This is a genomic window from Microbacterium sp. AC035 (assembly GCF_979258485.1).
The window spans coordinates 3,797,312-3,817,366 of record NZ_OZ409858.1; the positions used below are offsets into that span (position 1 = coordinate 3,797,312).

Sequence of the window (20,055 nt, forward strand, 5' to 3'; positions counted from 1 at the left end):
CGCAGCCTGTCCCTGCCGGTGCTAGTCAGGAGAGGGGGCTGGCTGGCCCGTGCTGCTGCGCAGAGGCTGTGGACTGTGACTCATACCGACCCGACCCTCCCCGCCACGGTGCCGCAGGCGACCGATCGCTTCACCCCGGCACAGGTGCTCGCCATGGGCGTCCTGCTGACGGCCAACTTCACTCTCGCCGTCGACTTCTCGATCCTCAATGTCGCGCTGCCCCCGATCGGCCGGGAACTCGGCTTCGACACCGCATCGCTGCAGTGGATCGTGACGGCCTTCGCCGTCTGCGCGGCGTCGTTCACCCTGTTCTTCGGGCGGGTGGCCGACGTTCTCGGGCGGAAGCGGCTGTTCCTCGCCGGGCTGGTTCTGCTCGGTGCGGCGTCGGTCGTCGGAGGACTGGCGACTGCCCCCGGTGTTCTGCTGGCCGCCCGCGTGGGTCAGGGCATCGCGACGGCGATGGTCACTCCTGCGGCTCTCGCGCTGATGACCACGATGTTCCCCGAGGGGCGGGCACGCTCCCGGGCGCTCGGGCTCAACGGTGCGCTCATGGCGGCGGGGTTCACGGCCGGAGCCGTGCTCGGTGGGCTGCTCACCGGCGGGGTGTCGTGGCGCTGGGCGTTCTTCATCAACGTCGCTGTGGCCGCCGCGGCCCTGCTCGTCGGGGCCTTCGTCCTTCACGAGCCCCGGCGGGTCGCGCGGGCTCGACTCGACGTCATCGGCGCCGTGACCGTGACGGCGGCCCTCGTCTCGCTCGTGTTCGGCATCGACTCCGCAGGGCGAGTCGGCTGGGGCGACTCCGGCACCTGGGTACCGCTCGGGGTCTCCGCGGCATTCTTCGTGGTGTTCGCACTGGCTGAGAGGCGAGCGATCGAGCCGCTCATCGCACCCTCGCTGCTGAGGAGCAGGGAGATCGCCTGGGGCAACATCGCCGGTCTGCTCGCCTTCGCGACCGAGACATCGCTCGTCTTCCTGCTGACCATCTATCTGCAGGAGATCCTCGGGTACACCCCGATCGCTGCCGGTCTGATGCTCGGAGTGCTCGGTCTCGGCACCGTGCTCGGCGGCCTCCTCGCGCCCCGCGTGATCGGACGGCTCGGATCGTCGCGCGCCATCGTCGCCGGGCTGATCGTCCAAGCCGCCCCGACCCTGCCGCTCGCCTTCGCGTCCGACGAGAATGTCTGGGCGGTTCCGCTCCTGCTTCTGACGTTCGTCGGCGGCGTGGCGAATCTCGTCGCGATCGTCGGCTACGTGGTGACGGCGACGGGATCGGTTCCCGCTGAAGAGCAGGGCCTGGCGACCGGTCTCGTCACGATGAGTCAGCAGGTGGGCATCGCGCTGGGGACACCGGTGATGGCTGCTGTGGTCGCCGCATTCGCGGGTGCCGGCCTTCTCACCGGGCTGCGTGCGGCGATCGGACTCAACGCGACGATGGCGCTCTCGACCGCGCTCCTCGTGGCCGTCTTCCTCAGACGTCCGCGCCGCTGAACAGCGGAGGACGCGCCAATGGTGCACCGATTCCTGCCAACGTCCGGTCGACGACCGCTGTCGGCGCGATGCCGTTCAGCGGCGGGCATAGGGTTGTGCGGTGACCCCGACGAACGCCGAGACCCGAGCCACTCAGACCGCGGGGGTCGCGTACGCAGGAGGTGCGTACCTGCTCTGGGGCGTGCTGCCGCTCTACTTCCTTCTTCTCGCGCCGACGGGGCCGTGGGAGGTCGTCGCATGGCGGGTGCTGCTGTCGCTCGTCTTCTGCCTCCTCCTTCTCACCGTGACGCGTGGCTGGGCGGCGTTCGGCGTGATCCTCCGACAGCCGAGACTTCTGGGATGGACGGCTCTGGCGGGTGTCCTGATCTACGTCAACTGGCAGGTGTTCCTCATCGGCACCCTCTCCGAGAACATCGTCGAGACCAGCCTCGGATACTTCATCAATCCGATCACCACCGTGCTGCTCGGGGTGTTCGTGCTCAAGGAGCGCATCCGCAGGCTCCAGTGGGTCGCGATCGGCATCGCTGCCGTCGCCGTGATCGTGATCGTCCTCTTCTACGGCGAGTTCCCGTGGATCGCCCTCTCCCTCACGGCCTCGTTCGGCGTGTACGGACTCATCAAGAAGAAGATCGGCCCCTCGGTCGATGCGATCAGCGGACTCACTCTCGAGTCGTTCTGGCTGATCCCGATCGCCGTGCTGCAGCTGATCCTCGTCACCACCACCCCCGCCGGGATCACCATGGGCTCCCACGGCGTCTGGCATGCGGTGCTGCTCGCTTTCGCGGGAGTGGCGACGGCGGTGCCGCTGCTGCTGTTCGCCGCCGGCACCCGACGCATCAATCTGGCCGTCATCGGCATGATCCAGTTCGTCACGCCCGTGATGCAGTTCATCATCGGCGCGGTCGTGCTGGGTGAGCCGATGCCGCCCGAGCGATGGGCGGGGTTCATCATCGTCTGGGTCGCCATCCTGGTGTTCGTGATCGACCTGCTGCTCGCCGCACGTCGAGGGCGTCGGATCGCTCCGCCGACGCTGGTCTGAACTCCCGGTTCACGCCTGTGGAACTCGGTGTCGGATCGTTAACGCACCGAAACATCGGCGACCCCTACGCGAAGCCTTTCAGTCCTAGTGTTAGAGCACCCGACCGTGGTCACAATCCACGGCCAGTCACGCAAGGGAGCATCATGACCGCATTCACGCGCTCGCGCAGCGCCAAGATTCTCGCAGGAGTCGCGCTGTTGAGCGCCTCGGCGATCGTCGTCGCAGGCTGCAGCAGCACGCCCTCGGAAGAGCCGTCCGACGGCGGAGGCGGCGGCGCGTCGGCCGACCTCACGCTCGAGCTCGGCTCGCTGCTGCCGCAGACCGGTTCGCTGTCCTTCCTCGGCCCGCCCATGGAATCGGGCGTCGGCCTCGCAGTCAAGGAGGTCAACGACGCTGCTGCAGGTGTCACGATCAACCTGACGGCGGAAGACGAGGGTGACACCGACACCAAGGCTTACGAGACCTCGATCAGCAAGCTGCAGAGCGCAGGCGTCACGGCCATCGTCGGCGCCGCGGCGTCCGGCGTCTCCCGCCTGATCCTCGACGGAAACGTCAGCGCAGGCATCCTGCAGATCTCGGCCTCGAACACCGGCCCCGACTTCACGGATTGGGACGACAACGGTCTCTATTTCCGCACCGCTCCCAGCGACCTGCTGCAGGGCGAGGTCCTCGGCAACCTGATCGCCGAAGACGGACACAAGACCCTCGGCGTGATCTACCAGAACGACGCCTACGGCACGGGACTCTTCGAGAACATCCAGTCGACGTTCGAGAACGCGGGTGGCGAGGTCGTCGCCAACGCGTCGTACAACGTCGGTGACGGACAGTTCGACGCGCAGGTCGAGACCATCAAGGCGCAGAACCCCGACGCCGTCGCGATCGTGTCGTTCGACCAGTTCAAGACGATCGCTCCGCTGCTCGTGAACGCCGGCATCTCGCCGGACAAGTTCTACCTCGTCGACGGAAACCTGTCGGACTACGGCTCTTCGCCCGACACGAACTTCCCGTTCTCGCTCGAGGGCGCGCAGGGCACCAAGCCCGGCCCGGCACTCGAGGACGACTTCACCGACCGTCTGCAGGAGTACTGGACCGGCGAGGGCAACCCCGAGGTCAACGACTTCACGTACGCGGCCGAGGCATACGACGCCGTCGTGCTCGTCTCGCTCGCATCGCTCGCGGCCGGTTCGACCGAGGGCGCGGACATCGCCGCGAAGATGGCCGAGGTCTCGGGTGGCAGTGGCGACGGAGAGAAGTGCACCAGCTTCGCCGACTGCGCCGAGATCATCAACGGCGGCGGTACTGCTGACTACGACGGTTACTCGGGCGAGATCACGTTCGACGAGAACGGCGACCCGCAGGGCGCCTCGATCGGCACGTACGTGTACGACGCCGAGAACCTGATCTCCCGCACCAACTGATCACGAGCGAAGGCCCCGGATCCGGCATCCGGGGCCTTCGTCGTGTCCGGATGCCCGCTAGGGCGGCAGGGGTGCCGAGCGTGACCGGCGTCCCGCACCCGCGGATACCGGTACACAGGCACAGACACACCTGCAGACACAGACACAGACACAGACGCGGAGAAGGGGCGGATGCCGCAGCATCCGCCCCTTCTCCGTGTCTCAGCCGCGTCAGGCTGCGTCGGTGCCGAGTGTGCCGAGGTAGAGGCCGATGACCTTCGGGTCGTTCAGCAGATCGCGTCCGGTGCCCTCGTACGCGTCCTTGCCCTGATCGAGCACGTAGCCGCGGTCGCAGATCTGCAGGCAGCGACGCGCGTTCTGCTCGACCATGATCGTGGTCACGCCCGCTTTGTTGATGTCGGAGACGCGGATGAACGCGTCGTCCTGGCGCACGGGGGAGAGGCCGGCGGAGGGCTCGTCGAGGAGAAGGACCGACGGGTCCATCATCAGCGCCCGCGACATCGCCACCATCTGGCGCTCGCCGCCCGAGAGCGAGCCTGCGCGCTGCTTGAGGCGCTTGCCGAGCTCGGCGAAGATGCCGGTGACGAATTCGAGGCGCTCCGCGTAGATCTTGGGGTTCTGATAGAGCCCCATCTGCAGATTTTCCTCGATCGAGAGCGAGGGGAAGACGTTGTTCGTCTGCGGCACGAAGGCGACGCCGCGCTTGACGAGCTTGTCTGCCTTCAGTCCGACGATGCTCTCGCCGTTCAAGGTGACGTCGCCGCTGCGGATGTTGACCATGCCGAAGATCGCCTTCAGCAGTGTCGACTTCCCCGCGCCGTTGGGGCCGATGATGCCGATCAGCTCTCCCTGCCGGGCGACCAGGTTCGCGCCGTTCAGGATGTTCACTCCGGGGAGGTAGCCGGCGTGCACGTCCTTCAGCTCGACGACGATGTCGTCGAGTGGAGACGACGACGCGGCGGGGGTGGCGGCGCTCATGCGTGGCCCTTCTGGTCGGGATCGAGGGTGCTCGTCGCTTCGAGCTCCGCCTCGGCTTCTGCTTCGATCTGCTCTCGGAGCTTGGCGGCGGCGGCGTTCTCGATGACCGGGATACGACCGGTGACGGCACCGAGATCGAGATCCTGGTGTGCGCCGAGGTACGCGTCGACCACCGCGGGGTCTTCCATGACCTCTTCCGGGGGGCCCTCGGCGACGATGCGACCCTCGGCCATGACCACGACCCAGTCGGCGATGTGGCGGACCATGTGCATGTCGTGCTCGACGAACAGCACGGTCATCCCGAGACCCTTGAGGTCGAGGATGTGGTCCAGGAGCGACTGCGTGAGGGCCGGGTTGACGCCGGCCATCGGCTCGTCGAGCATGACCAGGGTCGGGTCGCTCATCAGCGCTCGAGCCATCTCGAGGAGCTTGCGCTGCCCGCCCGAGAGCGATGCGGCGAAGTCCTTCTCCTTGGCGTCGAGCTTGAAGCGGGCGAGCAGCTCGCGCGCCTTCACCTCGATCTCCTGGTCCTGCTTGCGCCACAGGAACGGGAAGAGGCTCGACCAGAACCCCTCACCGCGTTGTCCTGGCGCACCGAGCTTCATGTTCTCGAGCACCGTGAGCAGCGACAGCGACTTGGTCAGCTGGAAGGTGCGCACCTGTCCCATCCGGGCCACCTTGAACGAGGGGACGCCGGAGAGGCTCACCCCGTCGAACGACCAGGTGCCGCTGTTGGGCTTGTCGAACCCGCACAGCAGGTTGAACAGCGTCGTCTTGCCTGCGCCGTTCGGGCCGATCAACGCGGTGATCGCGCCGCGCGGGATCTCGACATGGTCGACGTCGACGGCGGTCAGGCCGCCGAAGCGTCGCTGCACGGCGTCCGCCACGAGGATCGGATCGACCTTCGGCACTCCGGGGGCCGCGGGGCCCTTCGCGAGACCGGTGGTCTTCGGGCGTCGGATGCTCCCGGTGCTGGGCGCCGTCTGGGCGCTCTCTTCGGGGGTCAGTTCATTTGACAAAGGTCATCTCCCTCTTGTCTCCGAGGATGCCCTGAGGTCGGAAGATCACGAGCAGCATCAGGGCGATGCCGACGAAGATGAACACCAGGGTCGAGGCCTGGCTGTCGGACATCGGCAGGATTCCCGCCTTCGCCATGGACGGCAGCAGGTTCGCCATGAACGCGAACACGACCCAGAAGAGGATCGCGCCGAGCGTCGGGCCGAACACCGTGGCTGCTCCACCGAGCAGCAGAGCGGTCCAGAGGAAGAACGTGAGCGAGGTCGTGTAGCTGCCGGGGACGACGGCCGACGGGAGGACGAACACGATCCCTCCGGCTGCGCCGATGACGCCACCGACCACGAGCGCCTGCATCTTGTAGGCGAAGACGTTCTTGCCGAGCGAGCGCACGGCGTCCTCGTCTTCGCGGATGCCCTTGAGCACGCGCCCCCACGGGCTGCGCATGAGCGACCAGACCAGGAGGATCGCGACGACCAGGACGAGGAGTCCGAACACGCGGTTCCACAGGTCGTTCGCACTGTAGGTCCACGGTCCGAACCCGTAGGTTCCCGGCGGGAAGGGGTTCGCATCGCGGAATCCGCCGTTGAACTGCGCGAGGCCGTCGGCCGAGTTGGTGTACTCGTCGAAGATCTGCGTGGTGAAGAGGAGTCGAACGATCTCACCCGCCGCGATCGTCGCGATGGCGAGGTAGTCGGCTCGCAGCCGCAGCGTCGGGATGCCGAGGAGGACCGCGAAGAGCGCGCCGCCGAGCAGGCCGATAAGCATGCCGATCCACCAGGGGAGACCGAAGGTGAGGACGGAGATGGCGTAGCCGTACCCGCCGATGGCCATGAAGGCCGCCATCCCGAAGTTGAGGAGTCCCGCGTATCCGAAGTGCACGGCCAGGCCGGTCGCCGCCAGTGCGTAGGCCAAGGTGACCGGGCTGAACAGATAGGCGGCTGTGTTCGAGAAGATGCTTCCGAAGTCCATGGCGATCAGCCCAACCTTTCCCTGCGTCCCAGCAGGCCCTGCGGTCTGACGAGGAGGATCACGATGAGCACGACCAGGGCGCTCGCATACTTCAGATCCGAGGGGATCCAGAGGGTGGAGACCTCGACCGCGATGCCCACGATGAGCGAGCCGACGAGCGCGCCGAACGCGGTGCCCAGGCCGCCGAGGGTGATGGCGGCGAAGATGAGCAGCAGCATCTGCATGCCCATGTCCCACTTCACACCGGGGCGGAAGTACGCCCAGAGGATGCCGGAGATCGCCGCGAGGGTGCCGGACAGGATCCAGACGTAGCGGACGACCTTGTCGACGTCGATCCCCGATGCCGCAGCGAGCTGCGGGTTGTCGGAGATGGCCCTGGTGGCCTTGCCGATGCGGGTGCGTGTCAGGAAGAACGCGACACCGAGGATCACGACAATGCTGACGACGATGCCGATCAGGTCGATGTACGACAGCGAGATCGGCCCGAACCGGAACGGCTCGGGACTGGCACCGGGAAGCTGGCGCGTGCCGCCGCCGATCATGTACTGGAAGGCGTAGCGCAGGGCGAGGGAGAGGCCGATGCTGACGATCATCAGCTGCACGACGCCTAGTCCTCGTCTTCGCAGCGGACGCCAGATGCCGGCATCCAGCGCCCAGCCGAAGAGACCGCCGCCGACCACCGCCGCGATGATCCCGAGCCACAGAGGCAGATGCCAGAAGCTCGTCGTCACGAGGGCGACCAGACCGCCCCAGGTGACCATCTCGGCGTGCGCGAAGTTCGAGAGCCGGGTGGTGCCGTAGATGAGCGCGGCGCCCATGGAGGCCAGTGCGAGCAGCAGACCGAAGTTCAGACCGCCCACGAGTCGCGAGAGAAGCTGATCGATGAAGGACGTCGTCATCCTCTCGCCCTCACCGAGGAAGAGGTTCAGGATCTTGGTGCCGGTCAGACCGAACTCGACCTCGAACGACGCCGTCGTGCCGGCGATCGGCTGAGTGCCCTCGGGCAGCTGCGCCGCGTCGACGATCACGCCGTCGGGGAGTGTCTCCTCGTCGACGGTGAGCGTGTAGGTGTCCTTCTCCGGCACGTACAGCCGCCACTTGCCCTCTGCGTCGGTCTCGGTCTCGCCCTCGAAGCCGCCGCCCTCGATCGTCATGACGACGCCTTCGACAGGGTCGTCGTCGAAGGTGATCACGCCGGCGAAGTAGAAGTCGGTGATCTCCTGGCCGTCGTCCGTCTCTTCGGCGGAGGCGGCTGCAGGAGGCTGCAACCACAGGAAAGCGATGGCGAGGAGCGACGCGAGCAGGATGATGACCCACCGCATTCCGCTTCGATTCGCCGAGATCGTCGGACGCACAGAACCTCCAGCCGAGTACACAGGCCATGACGGAGTTGTGCATCGGCCCTGATGTACGACGGTATGAGCGTAATGTGTCGGCTCTGTTTCAACCAAGGCACGATCTGCTCACAGTGAGAACGATCCCATCACGAAGTTGCGAATCCGGCTCGTCTCGGCGCGTCCTCCTGCGCAGGGCGACGCGAGGGCCGGGAATTTCCTCAGCCTCCCGGCGCTTAGAATTGGTACACCCTCGCCCCAGATCGCGCCCGCAGGAGGACAATCCATGGACCAGCACGACCCCTTCGGCTTCGTCGGACTCACGTACGACGACGTGCTGCTCCTCCCGGGGCACACCGACGTCATCCCCAGCGAGGCCGACACCTCGTCGCGGATCACCCGCCGGATCTCGGTCGCGACACCGCTGCTCTCCAGCGCGATGGACACCGTCACCGAATCTCGGATGGCCATCGCCATGGCGCGAGAGGGCGGCATCGGCATCCTGCACCGCAATCTCTCCATCGCCGACCAGGCCGCGCATGTCGACCGCGTCAAGCGCAGCGAGTCGGGCATGATCACCGACCCGATCACGACGTCGCCTGACGCGACCGTCGAAGAGGTCGACGCGCTCTGCGCCAAATACCGCATCTCAGGTCTTCCGGTCGTCGACCCCGACGGGCGCCTCGTCGGCATCATCACCAACCGCGACATGCGCTTCGTGTCGGGCTTCGAGCGCCAGACCACCTTCGTGAAAGACGTCATGACGTCTGAGGGCCTCGTCACCGCACCGGTGGGCGTGGCCGCGGGTGAGGTCATCGCGCTCTTCGCGCACCACCGTGTCGAGAAGCTGCCGCTCATCGACGAGGACGGCAAGCTCGCCGGCCTCATCACCATCAAGGACTTCGACAAGAGCGAGAAGTACCCGCTGGCCACGAAGGACGACCAGGGTCGTCTGCGCGTCGGCGCGGCCATCGGTTTCTTCGGTGACGCCTGGGAGCGTGCGGAAGCGCTGCGCGACGCCGGCGTCGACGTCCTCGTGGTCGACACGGCCAACGGCCAGTCTCAGGGTGTGATCGACCTCGTCAAGCGGCTCAAGGCCGACGAGAGCTTCGCGCACATCGACGTGATCGGCGGCAACGTGGCCACGCGCGAAGGCGCCCAGGCGCTCGTCGATGCAGGCGTCGACGCCGTCAAGGTCGGCGTCGGACCCGGCTCGATCTGCACCACCCGCGTCGTCGCCGGAGTCGGGGTGCCCCAGGTCACGGCTGTGTACGAGGCGTCGCTCGCCGCGCGTCCTGCCGGAGTGCCGGTCATCGCCGACGGCGGGCTGCAGTACTCGGGTGACATCGCCAAGGCGCTCGTCGCCGGCGCTGACGCCGTGATGCTGGGATCGCTGCTCGCAGGCACGGACGAGTCGCCGGGTGAGATCGTGTTCCAGTCGGGCAAGCAGTTCAAGCAGTACCGCGGCATGGGCTCGCTCGGTGCCATGCAGACCCGTGGCAAGCAGACCTCGTATTCGAAGGACCGCTACTTCCAGGCCGATGTGCCGAGCGACGACAAGCTGATCCCCGAAGGCATCGAGGGTCAGGTGCCGTATCGCGGTCCGGTCGGGGCCGTCGCCTACCAGCTCGTCGGCGGACTGCGCCAGTCGATGTTCTACGTCGGCGCTCGCACCATCGAAGAGCTCAAGCAGCGCGGCAAGTTCGTGCGCATCACGTCGGCCGGACTCAAGGAGTCGCACCCGCACGACGTGCAGATCGTGGTCGAGGCGCCGAACTACAAGCGCTGAGAACGAACAGACAGAGGGCCGGATGCGAAAGCATCCGGCCCTCTGTCGTGCTGCGCGGTCGTCGCGGTCTATTGATATGCCAGTATTTAGAGACACCCGCTCGACTTCCCCTCGAGCTCTCCGCGCGAAGGGCGCAGGGAGTGACATGCCGGACGCTGATCGGCAAGGGGACTTCCCCAATGAGAGCCGCAGATATGCCCCAGGATGCTCCCCGCGTCCTCGTCGTCGATGACGACCCTGACGTCGCCCTGCTCGTGAAGACCGTGCTCGAGAGGCGGGCCGGCTGCGAGGTCTCGGTCGCGCACGACGGACACTCCGCCGTCGAGCGACTCGAGACCTTCACCCCTGACGTGGTCGTCACCGATATCGAGATGCCGGGTCTCGACGGCCTCGAGCTGCTGGCCGAGCTGCGTCGCAACGACCCGCTGCTGCCTGTGATCGTCATGACCGCGCACGTCTCGGTCGAGTACGCGGTCTCCGCCCTGCGCGCGCAGGCCGACGAGTTCCTCACGAAGCCGCTCGACAACCTGAAGCTCGTCGAGGCCGTCCAGCGGCTCGCGGCGGAGGGCCGAACGCGACGCGAGGCCGGCCGCAGCAGGGAGGTCGTGCTCGCGATCGGCGCGCACCCCGACGATGTCGAGATCGGCGTCGGCGGCATCCTCGCGGCGCACGCCCAGGCCGGCGACTCGATCACCATCCTGACCCTCTCGCGCGGTGCTCGCGGCGGAGACGCCGACAGCAGGCAGCACGAGTCGCTCGCATCGGCCGAGATACTCGGCGCGCGGCTGTTCGTCAAAGATCTCGTCGACACCGAGATCTCCGGCGGCGGCGCCACAGTGCGGTTGATCGAGGAGGTCGTGCAGGAGGTGCAGCCCACCATCGTCTACACCCACTCGTCGAACGACCGTCATCAGGATCACCGTGCCGTGAGCGAGGCGACGATCGCCGCGACCCGCAGAGTCGGCACGGTCGCCTGCTACCAGAGCCCCTCGGCCACCATCGACTTCCGCCCGACGCGGTTCGTGCGGATCGATCAGTACATCGCCCAGAAGCTGCGACTGCTCGAGTGCTTCGGCTCTCAGACGGCGACGCGCGACTATCTCGAGCCCGACTTCGTGACCGCCACCGCTCGGTACTGGTCGCGATTCGGAGGCGGAGCCGCGGTGGAGCCCCTCGAGGTCGTTCGCGAGACCGCTGAGTTCATCGGCGCCCACGAACTCACACGACGGGAGAGCTGATGGCTGCGCGCGTACTGGTGACAGGCGCCGGAGGTCCCGCCGGCGTGGCCGTGATCCGCTCGCTCCTCCGCCGTTCGGATCTCGAGGTCTTCGCCGCCGACATGGACGGCTGGGCCAGCGGCATCTACCTCGTCCCGCCCACGCACCGACGTCTCGTGCCGCCGGGGCGCGACGAGGACTTCGTCTCGACCATCGCCCGCATGGTCGAGGAGGATCGGCTCGATCTAGTGATCTCGACGGTCGACGTGGAACTCATCGCCCTCGCCGGCCGGCGCGACGAGCTGGCCCCGGCAGTGCTCGCGGCGCCTTCTCAGGACACGCTCTCGGTCGCCCTCGACAAGCTGCTGCTCGCCGAGCGCTGCGAGGGGACGGGACTCACCCCGCGCACCGTCCTCGCAGGCCCCGATGCTCAGGCGGTCGACTGGGAGTTCCCGGTCTTCGCCAAGCCCCGTCAGGGTGCGGGCAGCCGTGGTGTGCGACTCGTCCCCGACAGGGCTGCGCTCGACGCTCTGCCCGAGGACGAGGGACTCATCGTGCAGGACTTCCTCCCCGGCGAGGAGTACTCGGTCGACGTGATCGCAGATGCCTCCGGCTCCGTGGTGGCGGCCGTGCCCCGGACCCGTGCCAGGGTCGACTCCGGTGTCGCGATCGCCGGACGCACGGTGCACGACGACGAGCTCGAGAGCGCGGCTGCGTCGATAGCGCGCGCCATCGGTCTCGTGGGCGTCGCCAACGTCCAACTCCGGCGTGACCGAGCGGGCCGAGCCGTGCTCCTCGAGGTCAATCCGCGGTTCCCCGGTGCTCTTCCGCTCACGATCGCCGCAGGGGTCGACATCCCCTCGCTCGTCGCCGACCTCTTCCTCGGCCGCGAGATCCCGTCGACGATCGCGTTCCGAGAGGTCGCCTCGGTGCGATTCCTCGAGGACGTGATCCTCGAGGTCGACGAGGTCCTCGTCTCGGCACACGCGGGGCATCAGGAGGAACTGTGACCCGCGCTCTGCTCCGAGGCGATCACCACGTGCACTCGACGTTCTCGGACGACGCGGTCTCGACCCTCGCCGAGAACGTCGCGGCGGCCTCGGCGGCAGGACTCACGACAGTGCGCCTCGTCGACCATGTGCGGCGGTCGACGCCGTGGGTGCCCGACTACCTCGCCGCGGTGCGGGCTGTGCAGGTGCCGGACGGTCTCACCGTGCTGACCGGTGTCGAGGCGAAGATCCTCGATGCGTCAGGCGATCTCGACATCCCCGAGCTGCCCACGGGGATCGACCGCATCCTGATCGCCGACCATCAGTTCCCCGGAATCGACGGACCGCTCGGTCCGAGCGCGGTCCGAGAGCGGATCGAGGGAGGCTGGGCCGCGGAGGACGCGCTCGATCAGCTGGTGTCCGCGCTGATCTCGGCCATGCGTCGCCATCCGGGGAACCAGCTGGCGCACTGCTTCTCGATCCTGCCGAAGATCGGACTGTCCGAGGACGACCTCGGTGTCGATCGCGTCTCGGCCTGGGCGAAGACGGCCGCCGAGACCGACACGATCGTCGAGGTGAACGAGAAATGGGGCTGCCCCGGCATCCCGCTTCTCGACGCACTGCACGACGCGGGCGCCGAGATCGTGGCGTCGACCGACAGCCATGTGGCCTCCGATGTCGGACGATACTCGCGGGTCGCCGAGATCCTCGACGGATGGAGCGTTCGCTGATGTCCGAGCTGAACTGGGTCGAGACCGTCATCGTCGTCTTCCTGCTGCTGTGCGTGCTGGTGGGAACGCTGCCGGTCATCAACACGGGCCTGCAGTTCCTCACCCTGCCGCTCCATGCGTTCCGCAACCACTACGGCAAGGCGGCCCCGTACCACCCCCGCATCGCCGTGCTGATCCCGGCATGGAACGAGGGGCTCGTGCTCGGGCAGGCGATCGAACGCCTCACGCAGCTCGAGTATCCGGCCGATCGAGTGCGCATCTTCGTGATCGACGACGCATCGACCGATGACACCCCCGAGGTGGTCGCGGCGAAGGCCGCCGCATTCCCCGGACGGGTCGTGCACCTGCGCCGAGACAAGGGCGGCGAAGGCAAGGCCCACACGCTCAATCACGGACTCGACATCGTGCTCGCCGACGAGTGGACCGAGGCGGTCCTGATCATGGACGCCGACGTGATCTTCGCGCGGGATTCCCTGCGGAAGATGAGCCGGCACCTGGCCGATCAGAAGGTCGGGGCCGTCACCGCCTACATCGCCGAGGGCAGTCGCGACCGCAACTACCTGACCCGGTTCATCGCCATCGAGTACGTCATCGGCCAGCTCTCGGCGCGACGCACCCAGAACGTCGGGGGAGCGATCGCATGCCTGGCCGGGGGCGCACAGCTGCATTCGCGGGCGAACCTCGAAGCCATCGGCGGTCGGATCCCGACCGGCACGCTCGCCGAGGACACCATGACGACCTTCGAGGGCCAGCTGGCCGGCCGTCGGATGGTGTTCGAGCCCCACGCGGTCGTTCTCGCCGAGGAGCCCCGCACCATCGACAGCCTCTGGAAGCAGCGCCTGCGATGGGCCAGGGGCAATGTGCGAGCTGACCTCGATCTACCGCCATCTGTGGTTCCGGCCCAGCCGCGTGCACAACCTGGGCAGCGTCGCGTTCGGTCTCGCCTGGTTCACGATCCTGCTGCTGCCGGCGCTCATGATCCTCGCTGCCACGGCGCTGCTCGTGCTGCTCGTCCTGCACAGCGACATCGCCGAGTTCGTCTTCCGCTTCATGTGGATCTCCGCTGCCTGCATCTATCTGTTCTCGATGCTCTACGCGGTGCAGCTCGACGGTCGGATCGGACGCCAATCCTGGCGCGAGGCACTGATGTTCCCCGGGCTCGGGGCCCTCATCCTGATGGCGATCGCGCTGTTCCCCTGGCTGTTCGAGTCTGGTCTGAGCGACCTCGGACTCGCGCTGACCGACGAGACCAGATTCATGTGGGCGGTGGTCTTCTACCTCTGGGGGCCGATCTCGATGCTTGGAGTCTGGCTCGCCCGTGCCGTCGAGCCGCTGCCGGCAGGCCGCTTCTTCGCCGGCCTTCTGCTCTACATCTGCGGGTACGGCTCGCTTCTCTGCGCCATCACCGTGGATTCGTACATCAAAGAGTGGCGTCACGCCGACGCCGCATGGATCAAGACCGAGAAGATCGGACGGGTCGACTCATGACCGACGCACCTTCGAGAAGCGCCGAGGAGGAGGAGCTCGCCGCCGACGCCCGTCGCGAGAAGCTCCTGATCCCGCAGGCGCTCCTCGCCCTGGGCATCGTCGTCGTCATCGTGATCGTGCGAGAGCTGTTCCTGCGATGACCGGGCGGCCGCTGGCCCTCGTGGTCGAGGACAGCGCAGATCAGACGGCGCTGCTGAAGCGCTACCTCGACCGCGAGGGCTTCGACGTGTTCGCCACAGCGGATGCCGAATCGGCGATCGCCGCGTTCGGGACGATCTCTCCTGCCGTCGCCGTGCTCGACCTGCTGCTCCCCGGCATCAGCGGCACGGAGATGGCGCGTCTCATCAAGACCCGCTTCCCCGACTGCTTCCTCATCGTGAGCTCGGTTCTCGACGTCGCCGACTACCCCGACGCGGATGCCGCACTCCCCAAGCCGATCATCGGTGCGGAACTGCGAGCGCTCCTGCGAGAAGTGACGCGATGACTCCGACCAACACGGTGCAGCAGTCCATGGAACTCAGCTGGCGCCGATTCTTCGACAACCCGACCCCGCTGATGAAGCAGGGGCCGACCGCGATCGCCGTCGCGGTCGCGGCCGTGCTCATGTGGACCATTCCGGGCATCCCGGTGACGGACACGGCGGTCGCGATCTTCGGCCTCGCCACCATCGCTGCGGCGACGGCCTTCGCCGCGGTGCTCTCGGTTCGCGGCGTGTACGAGGGCTGGGTCGTGATGCTCATCCCGATCGTCGACATCCTCGGATTGGGTGCGATCAGAGCGGGCACCGGCGGCCCGGCATCGCTCTTCTCTTCTTTCGTCCTCCTGCCCGTGGTCTGGATCGCCGCCGCGCCGGGGCGCAGACAGGTCGTCATCGTCGGGGTCTTCTCGTCGATCGCTCTGATCATGCCGAACCTCATCGATCCGCCCGAGGAGGCCGCCGACTGGCTGCGCGGCGTGATCGGTCCGCTGGTGTTCGCGACCGTCGGTGCCATCGTCAACGAGCTCTCGCGCCTGCAGCGGCAGCGCACGACCCAGGCCGAGGCGCACGTCGTCGAGCGGACCGCCGCGCTGGCGGCCAACGAGGCGATGCTCGAGCAGCTGAAGGCGAGCGAGCAGCAGTACCGTGCGCTCTCCGAGTCCTTCACGAGCCTGTGGAACTCGATCACCGGACAGGCCGTCATCGCGACCGACAACTGCGGTGTGATCACGGCATGGAATCCTGGCGCTGTGCGGCTTCTCGGCATGGCGGTGCCCGATGCGCTCGCCGCGGTGCAGGTCGACCGGTTCTTCCCGTCGCACGCGCTCGCCCAGTTCGTGACGAACGCGAGCGAAGGCGTCGACGACGGTCTTCACCCCGGCATGCGCGCGCTGTTCGACGACGCCGACGCCGGGCTGCCGGTGGATTCGCACATCGACGTGGCCAGGGTGGGTGGGTCGACGGTGCCCGCCCGCGTCACGGTCACGCCGTATCAGGACTCCGACGGTTCGCGGCACGGGTATCTGCTGGTGATCACCGATGAGACGCGGGCGGTCGAGGTCGCCCGCATGAAGGACGAGTTCGTCGGGATGATCTCGCACGAGCTCCGCACTCCGCTCAGCGCGATCATCGGATTCCTCGACCTTCTGCAGAACGATCCGGCCCAGCCCCTCACCACGGATCAGCAGGAGTTCGTCGACATCATCGAGCGCAATGCGCAACGGCTGCTGAATCTCGTCGGCGACCTGCTGTTCACCGCTCAGGTCGAATCCGGTCGATTCCCTCTCGAACGCCGAGAGGCCGACGTCGCCGAGCTGGTGCGCAGCGCTGTCGCGTCTTCGGGTCCGCACGCGCAGCGCGAGGGCATCGAGATGCTCGCCGAGATCCCGACGGGTCCGGTGCTGATGACCGTCGACTCTGGACGCATCGGTCAGGCGCTCGACAATCTGCTGTCGAACGCGATCAAGTTCACCGCGGCGGGAGGGCGGGTGACCGCGAGTCTGCGTCAGCTCGACGGAGCCGTCGAGCTCGCGGTCCGCGACACCGGTGTGGGGATCCCCGAAGACGAGCAGGGGATGCTGTTCACCCGGTTCTTCCGCGCATCGACCGCGACCCGGAACGCGGTGCCCGGCGTCGGACTGGGCCTGACGATCACGAGAGCGATCGTGCTCGCCCACGGCGGCACCATGGATGTGACGAGCAGGGAGGGCGTCGGCACCGAGTTCCGGATGCTTCTCCCGGCGGCGCCGCGCACCGAGGCGATCCAGGTGGTGGGCCGTCGCACGTGATCGGTCGCCACCCCGATTGCTGATAGCCTGGTCGGCTCGCCATGCGGGCGGAAGGACGGCCACGCACGGTGGGATACATAGATGTTGCAGGGGTCTCGCTGACCCTTCCTGACGGCAGACCGCTGTTGGACGAGACGACGTTCCGCGTCGGAGCGGGCTCGACGAGCGCGCTCATCGGACCCAACGGCGCGGGCAAGACGACGCTGCTCCGCATCATCCGCGGCGATCAGTCCGCGGATGCCGGGGTCGTGACGATCGACGGCGGGCTCGGCGTGATGGATCAGTTCGTGGGACACGGCGCGACCGGCGAGACCGTTCACGAGCTGCTCGTGCGAGTGGCTCCCCGGCGCATCCGCCAGGCTGCGGAAGCCCTCGAGGCAGCGGAGGACGCGCTGATCGAGCGAGACGAGCACGACACCCAGATGGCCTACGCGACGGCGATCGCGGAGTACGCGGATGCCGGCGGGTACGAGCACGAGACCGTGTGGGATCAGTGCACCGTCGCGGCGCTCGGCGTCCCCTACGAGCGAGCGCGGTTCCGCGACCTCACGACGCTGTCCGGCGGCGAGCAGAAGCGTCTCGCTCTGGAGGCGCTCCTGCGGGGCCCGGACGAGGTGCTGCTGCTCGACGAGCCGGACAACTACCTCGACGTGCCGACGAAGCGCTGGCTCGAGGAGCAGCTCCGGCAGACTCCGAAGACGGTGCTGCTCGTGTCGCATGATCGTGAGCTGCTGGCGCGGGCAGTCGACCGCCTGATCACTCTCGAACCCGGCGGTGCCGGGGCCTCGGCGTGGGTGCACGGCGGCGGCTTCGCCACCTACCACCAGGCCCGCAGCGACCGCATGGACAGACTCGACGAGCTTCGTCGTCGCTGGGACGAACAGCACGAGAAGCTGCGCGTCCTCGTCGCGAACCTCAAGGTGAAGGCATCGGCGAACGACGGATTCGCCTCGCGATATCAGGCGGCGCAGACCCGTCTGCGCAAGTTCGAGGAGGCGGGCCCGCCGGAGGAGCGGCCACCGGCCCAGGACTTCGACATGCGGCTGCGAGGAGCGCGCACGGGCAAGCGCGCGGTGGTCGCTCAGAAGCTCGAGCTCACCGGTCTGATGCGGCCGTTCGACGCCGAGGTCTGGTACGGCGACCGGGTGGCGGTGCTGGGGTCGAACGGCTCGGGCAAGTCGCACTTCCTGCGCCTCCTCGCCCGCGGGGGCAGCGACCCCGATCCGACGCTGGGCCATGTGACCTCCACGGGCGAGCAGCTCCCGCCAGTCGATCACAGCGGGCGCGCCACGCTCGGCGCGCGCGTCGTGCCGGGGCTGTTCGCTCAGACGCACGCTCATCCGGAATTCGTCGGCCGGACTCTGCTCGAGATCCTGCACAGAGGCGACGAACGGCGGGCGGGGATGCCGAGGGACGCCGCGAGCTCGGCCCTCGACCGCTACGGCCTCGTTCGCCAGGCGCAGCAGACGTTCGAATCGCTCTCCGGCGGGCAGCAGGCGCGCTTCCAGGTGCTGCTGCTCGAACTCTCGGGCGCGACGCTGCTGCTGCTCGACGAGCCCACCGACAACCTCGACATCGAGTCGGCCGAGGCGCTCGAAGACGCGCTGCAGCGTTTCGAGGGCACCGTGCTCGCGGTCACCCACGATCGCTGGTTCGCGCGATCCTTCGACCGGTTCCTCGTGTTCGGTTCGGACGGCGAGGTCTACGAGTCCGATGCGCCGGTGTGGGATGAGCGGCGCGTGGCGCGAGCGCGCTGAGTCAGGGCAGACGGAACGGCGAGGCCGCAAGAGCTGTCGGATCGAGCGCCAGGTCGGCGAGAGCGGCACCCACGCCCGGCGCGAACTTGAATCCGTGCCCGGAGAAGCCTGCGCCGATGACGATGCGTCCCCGCCGATCGAGAACGAAGGCACTGTCGGCGGTCGAGGTGTAGGTGCAGCTGACGGGCACCGCAGATGCCGGGTCGAGGCCGGGCATCCACTCGCGTACATAGTCGGCGAGAGCGTGCGCGTGTGTGACCGCGTGCGGGCGGGCATCCGGATCGATGACATCGCCGACGCGGTGGAAACCGACTTTGACGCCCTCGCCCGGTGTCGGCATGCCGTACACCGTGGCCGGATAGCGGTCGGCATCGACGTAGTGATTGAAGGAGGGCCAGGCTGATCCGTCCCTGGGCAGGAAGTGCGCGGGGAACTCCTCGGTGACCTCCAGTCGAGGCAGGCGGACGCCCGGCAGCATCCGCTCGGTCCAGGCGCCCACCGTGACGATCGCGACATCCGCCTGGATCCGCCTGTCGGCGAGCACGAGGTCGACGCCGGCGTCCGTCTCCGCGATCCGTGTGACCGGTGTCTCCCAGCGCACCTCGCCCCCTGCCGCCACGATGCGCCGCTCGAACTCGCCCAGCGCAGCGGACGCTCGGGCTACGCCCGCGTCGCGGGAGAACAGCACGGCCTCTTCGAACCGCATGCCCGACCAGCGCGACGATGCGTCGCCGGCCGTCAGGATCTCGGCGTGGATTCCCCGCTCGATCAGACGCTTCTCGATCGCGGTGGCGTCGACGTCGCCGTGGGTCACGAGGCCGTGGAGACGCAGCAGCGGCTCGCCGTCGACCCGCCCGAGGGCATCCCACCCCTCCCGCGCGCGGACGAGCAGGTCGAGGTAGTGCTCTTCGTCGTAGGCGTTGTTGAAGTTGCGTGTCGCACCGTGCGATGCGCCCTGGTGGTGTCCGCGCGCGAATCGCTCGAACACGACGGGCTTCAGACCGCGCCGCGCGAGCTCCCACGCGGTCGCGAGGCCCATCACGCCGGCGCCGACGACGGCGACCTCCACCGAATCCGACATATTGCCTCCCGAGCTCCTTCTCAGTCTTCCAGCCGTCGGTGTCATCGTGCGCGCCCGGTAGTCTGGAGTGGTGACCATGGAGATCGAGCTCGGCCGAGGCAAGCGCGCGCGACGCGCGTACACGTTCGACGACATCGCGGTGGTGCCGTCGAGGCGCACGCGCAACCCGGAGGATGTGTCGACCGCCTGGACGATCGACGCATTCGGCTTCGGCATCCCGGTGCTGGGCGCCCCGATGGACTCCGTCGTGAGTCCGCAGACGGCGATCATGCTGGGGCAGCTCGGCGGCCTGGGTGTGCTCGACCTCGAGGGCCTCTGGACCCGCTACGAGAACCCCGAGCCGCTGCTCGCCGAGATCGCCGGCCTCGACGAGGGTCAGGCGACGGTGCGCATGCAGGAGCTCTACGCCGAGCCGATCAAGCCCGCGCTCATCACGCAGCGCCTCGCCGAGATCCGCGAGGCCGGCGTGACCGTCGCAGGCTCCCTGACCCCGCA

At 67.8% G+C, this 20,055-nt stretch carries 18 protein-coding genes and 1 pseudogene; 14 read left to right on the top strand and 5 right to left on the bottom strand.

Translation table 11 applies throughout. The features are described 5' to 3' along the window. Positions 1–75 precede the first annotated feature (75 nt). The 3 genes from ACZ0AA_RS18230 (at position 76) to ACZ0AA_RS18240 (ending at position 3,945) form a co-directional block, all read left to right on the top strand. Positions 76–1,488 carry an MFS transporter gene (locus tag ACZ0AA_RS18230; RefSeq protein WP_463513799.1) on the top strand — a complete coding sequence of 471 codons (1,413 nt, stop codon included), beginning with the start codon at positions 76–78 and terminating at the stop codon, positions 1,486–1,488. A 100-nt stretch (positions 1,489–1,588) separates the two neighbouring features. Beyond that, positions 1,589–2,527, top strand: a complete 939-nt coding sequence (gene rarD / locus ACZ0AA_RS18235; RefSeq protein ID WP_463513800.1) for an EamA family transporter RarD — start codon at positions 1,589–1,591, stop codon at positions 2,525–2,527. Positions 2,528–2,670: 143 nt separating this feature from the next. After that, positions 2,671–3,945, top strand: coding sequence for an ABC transporter substrate-binding protein (locus ACZ0AA_RS18240; protein ID WP_400861867.1), 1,275 nt, complete (start codon positions 2,671–2,673; stop codon positions 3,943–3,945). A gap of 210 nt (positions 3,946–4,155) precedes the next feature. Here the strand turns inward: ACZ0AA_RS18240 and ACZ0AA_RS18245 are convergent, their stop codons facing one another. Genes ACZ0AA_RS18245 through ACZ0AA_RS18260 form a run of 4 tightly spaced genes read right to left on the bottom strand, consistent with a single transcriptional unit; the run spans position 4,156 to position 8,231 of the window. After that, positions 4,156–4,923, bottom strand: coding sequence for an ABC transporter ATP-binding protein (locus ACZ0AA_RS18245; RefSeq protein ID WP_463513801.1), 768 nt, complete (start codon positions 4,921–4,923; stop codon positions 4,156–4,158). Continuing rightward, positions 4,920–5,885, bottom strand: a complete 966-nt coding sequence (locus ACZ0AA_RS18250; RefSeq protein WP_400864665.1) for an ABC transporter ATP-binding protein — start codon at positions 5,883–5,885, stop codon at positions 4,920–4,922. Before ACZ0AA_RS18250 ends, ACZ0AA_RS18245 begins: the two co-directional genes overlap by 4 nt. A gap of 46 nt (positions 5,886–5,931) precedes the next feature. Beyond that, a complete protein-coding gene (locus tag ACZ0AA_RS18255; protein WP_400861864.1) occupies positions 5,932–6,909 on the bottom strand; it encodes a branched-chain amino acid ABC transporter permease in 978 nt (325 codons plus the stop codon). A gap of 5 nt (positions 6,910–6,914) precedes the next feature. Next, positions 6,915–8,231 carry a branched-chain amino acid ABC transporter permease gene (locus ACZ0AA_RS18260; protein ID WP_400861861.1) on the bottom strand — a complete coding sequence of 439 codons (1,317 nt, stop codon included), beginning with the start codon at positions 8,229–8,231 and terminating at the stop codon, positions 6,915–6,917. Positions 8,232–8,529: 298 nt separating this feature from the next. Here ACZ0AA_RS18260 and guaB point away from each other — a divergent pair, with 298 nt between their 5' ends. The 10 genes and pseudogenes from guaB to ACZ0AA_RS18310 all read left to right on the top strand — a co-directional run bounded on the left by guaB (position 8,530) and on the right by ACZ0AA_RS18310 (position 18,479). Continuing rightward, a complete protein-coding gene (guaB, locus tag ACZ0AA_RS18265; protein WP_400861859.1) occupies positions 8,530–10,032 on the top strand; it encodes an IMP dehydrogenase in 1,503 nt (500 codons plus the stop codon). A 194-nt stretch (positions 10,033–10,226) separates the two neighbouring features. Further along, positions 10,227–11,270 (top strand): response regulator, encoded by a 1,044-nt coding sequence (locus tag ACZ0AA_RS18270; protein WP_400864662.1) that lies wholly within the window; start codon positions 10,227–10,229, stop codon positions 11,268–11,270. Continuing rightward, a complete protein-coding gene (locus tag ACZ0AA_RS18275; RefSeq protein ID WP_400861857.1) occupies positions 11,270–12,259 on the top strand; it encodes an ATP-grasp domain-containing protein in 990 nt (329 codons plus the stop codon). Before ACZ0AA_RS18270 ends, ACZ0AA_RS18275 begins: the two co-directional genes overlap by 1 nt. Next, positions 12,256–12,969 carry a PHP domain-containing protein gene (locus ACZ0AA_RS18280; RefSeq protein ID WP_400861855.1) on the top strand — a complete coding sequence of 238 codons (714 nt, stop codon included), beginning with the start codon at positions 12,256–12,258 and terminating at the stop codon, positions 12,967–12,969. Before ACZ0AA_RS18275 ends, ACZ0AA_RS18280 begins: the two co-directional genes overlap by 4 nt. Next, positions 12,969–13,781, top strand: a pseudogene (locus ACZ0AA_RS18285) (glycosyltransferase family 2 protein); the annotation flags it as partial. The gene ACZ0AA_RS18280 and the pseudogene ACZ0AA_RS18285, both read left to right, overlap by 1 nt. 46 nt (positions 13,782–13,827) lie before the next feature. Beyond that, the gene (locus ACZ0AA_RS18290; protein WP_463513863.1) at positions 13,828–14,457 is read left to right on the top strand and encodes a hypothetical protein; all 630 of its coding nucleotides are present in this window, start codon (positions 13,828–13,830) and stop codon (positions 14,455–14,457) included. Continuing rightward, a complete protein-coding gene (locus ACZ0AA_RS18295) occupies positions 14,454–14,597 on the top strand; it encodes a hypothetical protein (RefSeq protein WP_400861852.1) in 144 nt (47 codons plus the stop codon). Before ACZ0AA_RS18290 ends, ACZ0AA_RS18295 begins: the two co-directional genes overlap by 4 nt. Beyond that, a complete protein-coding gene (locus ACZ0AA_RS18300) occupies positions 14,594–14,941 on the top strand; it encodes a response regulator transcription factor (RefSeq protein ID WP_400861851.1) in 348 nt (115 codons plus the stop codon). Before ACZ0AA_RS18295 ends, ACZ0AA_RS18300 begins: the two co-directional genes overlap by 4 nt. After that, entirely contained in the window at positions 14,938–16,722 is a 1,785-nt protein-coding gene (locus ACZ0AA_RS18305) for a sensor histidine kinase (protein WP_400861849.1), read from the top strand. Before ACZ0AA_RS18300 ends, ACZ0AA_RS18305 begins: the two co-directional genes overlap by 4 nt. A 68-nt stretch (positions 16,723–16,790) precedes the next feature. Continuing rightward, a complete protein-coding gene (locus ACZ0AA_RS18310) occupies positions 16,791–18,479 on the top strand; it encodes an ABC-F family ATP-binding cassette domain-containing protein (RefSeq protein WP_400861847.1) in 1,689 nt (562 codons plus the stop codon). Between the two features lies 1 nt (position 18,480). Here the strand turns inward: ACZ0AA_RS18310 and ACZ0AA_RS18315 are convergent, their stop codons facing one another. Continuing rightward, on the bottom strand, positions 18,481–19,560 hold the full coding sequence (locus ACZ0AA_RS18315; RefSeq protein WP_400861845.1) for an FAD-dependent oxidoreductase: 1,080 nt from the start codon (positions 19,558–19,560) through the stop codon (positions 18,481–18,483). A 76-nt stretch (positions 19,561–19,636) separates the two neighbouring features. Between ACZ0AA_RS18315 and ACZ0AA_RS18320 the strand changes: the two genes are divergently transcribed. Then, a partial coding sequence (locus ACZ0AA_RS18320) for an IMP dehydrogenase (protein WP_463513860.1) occupies positions 19,637–20,055 on the top strand: 419 nt, incomplete at its 3' end.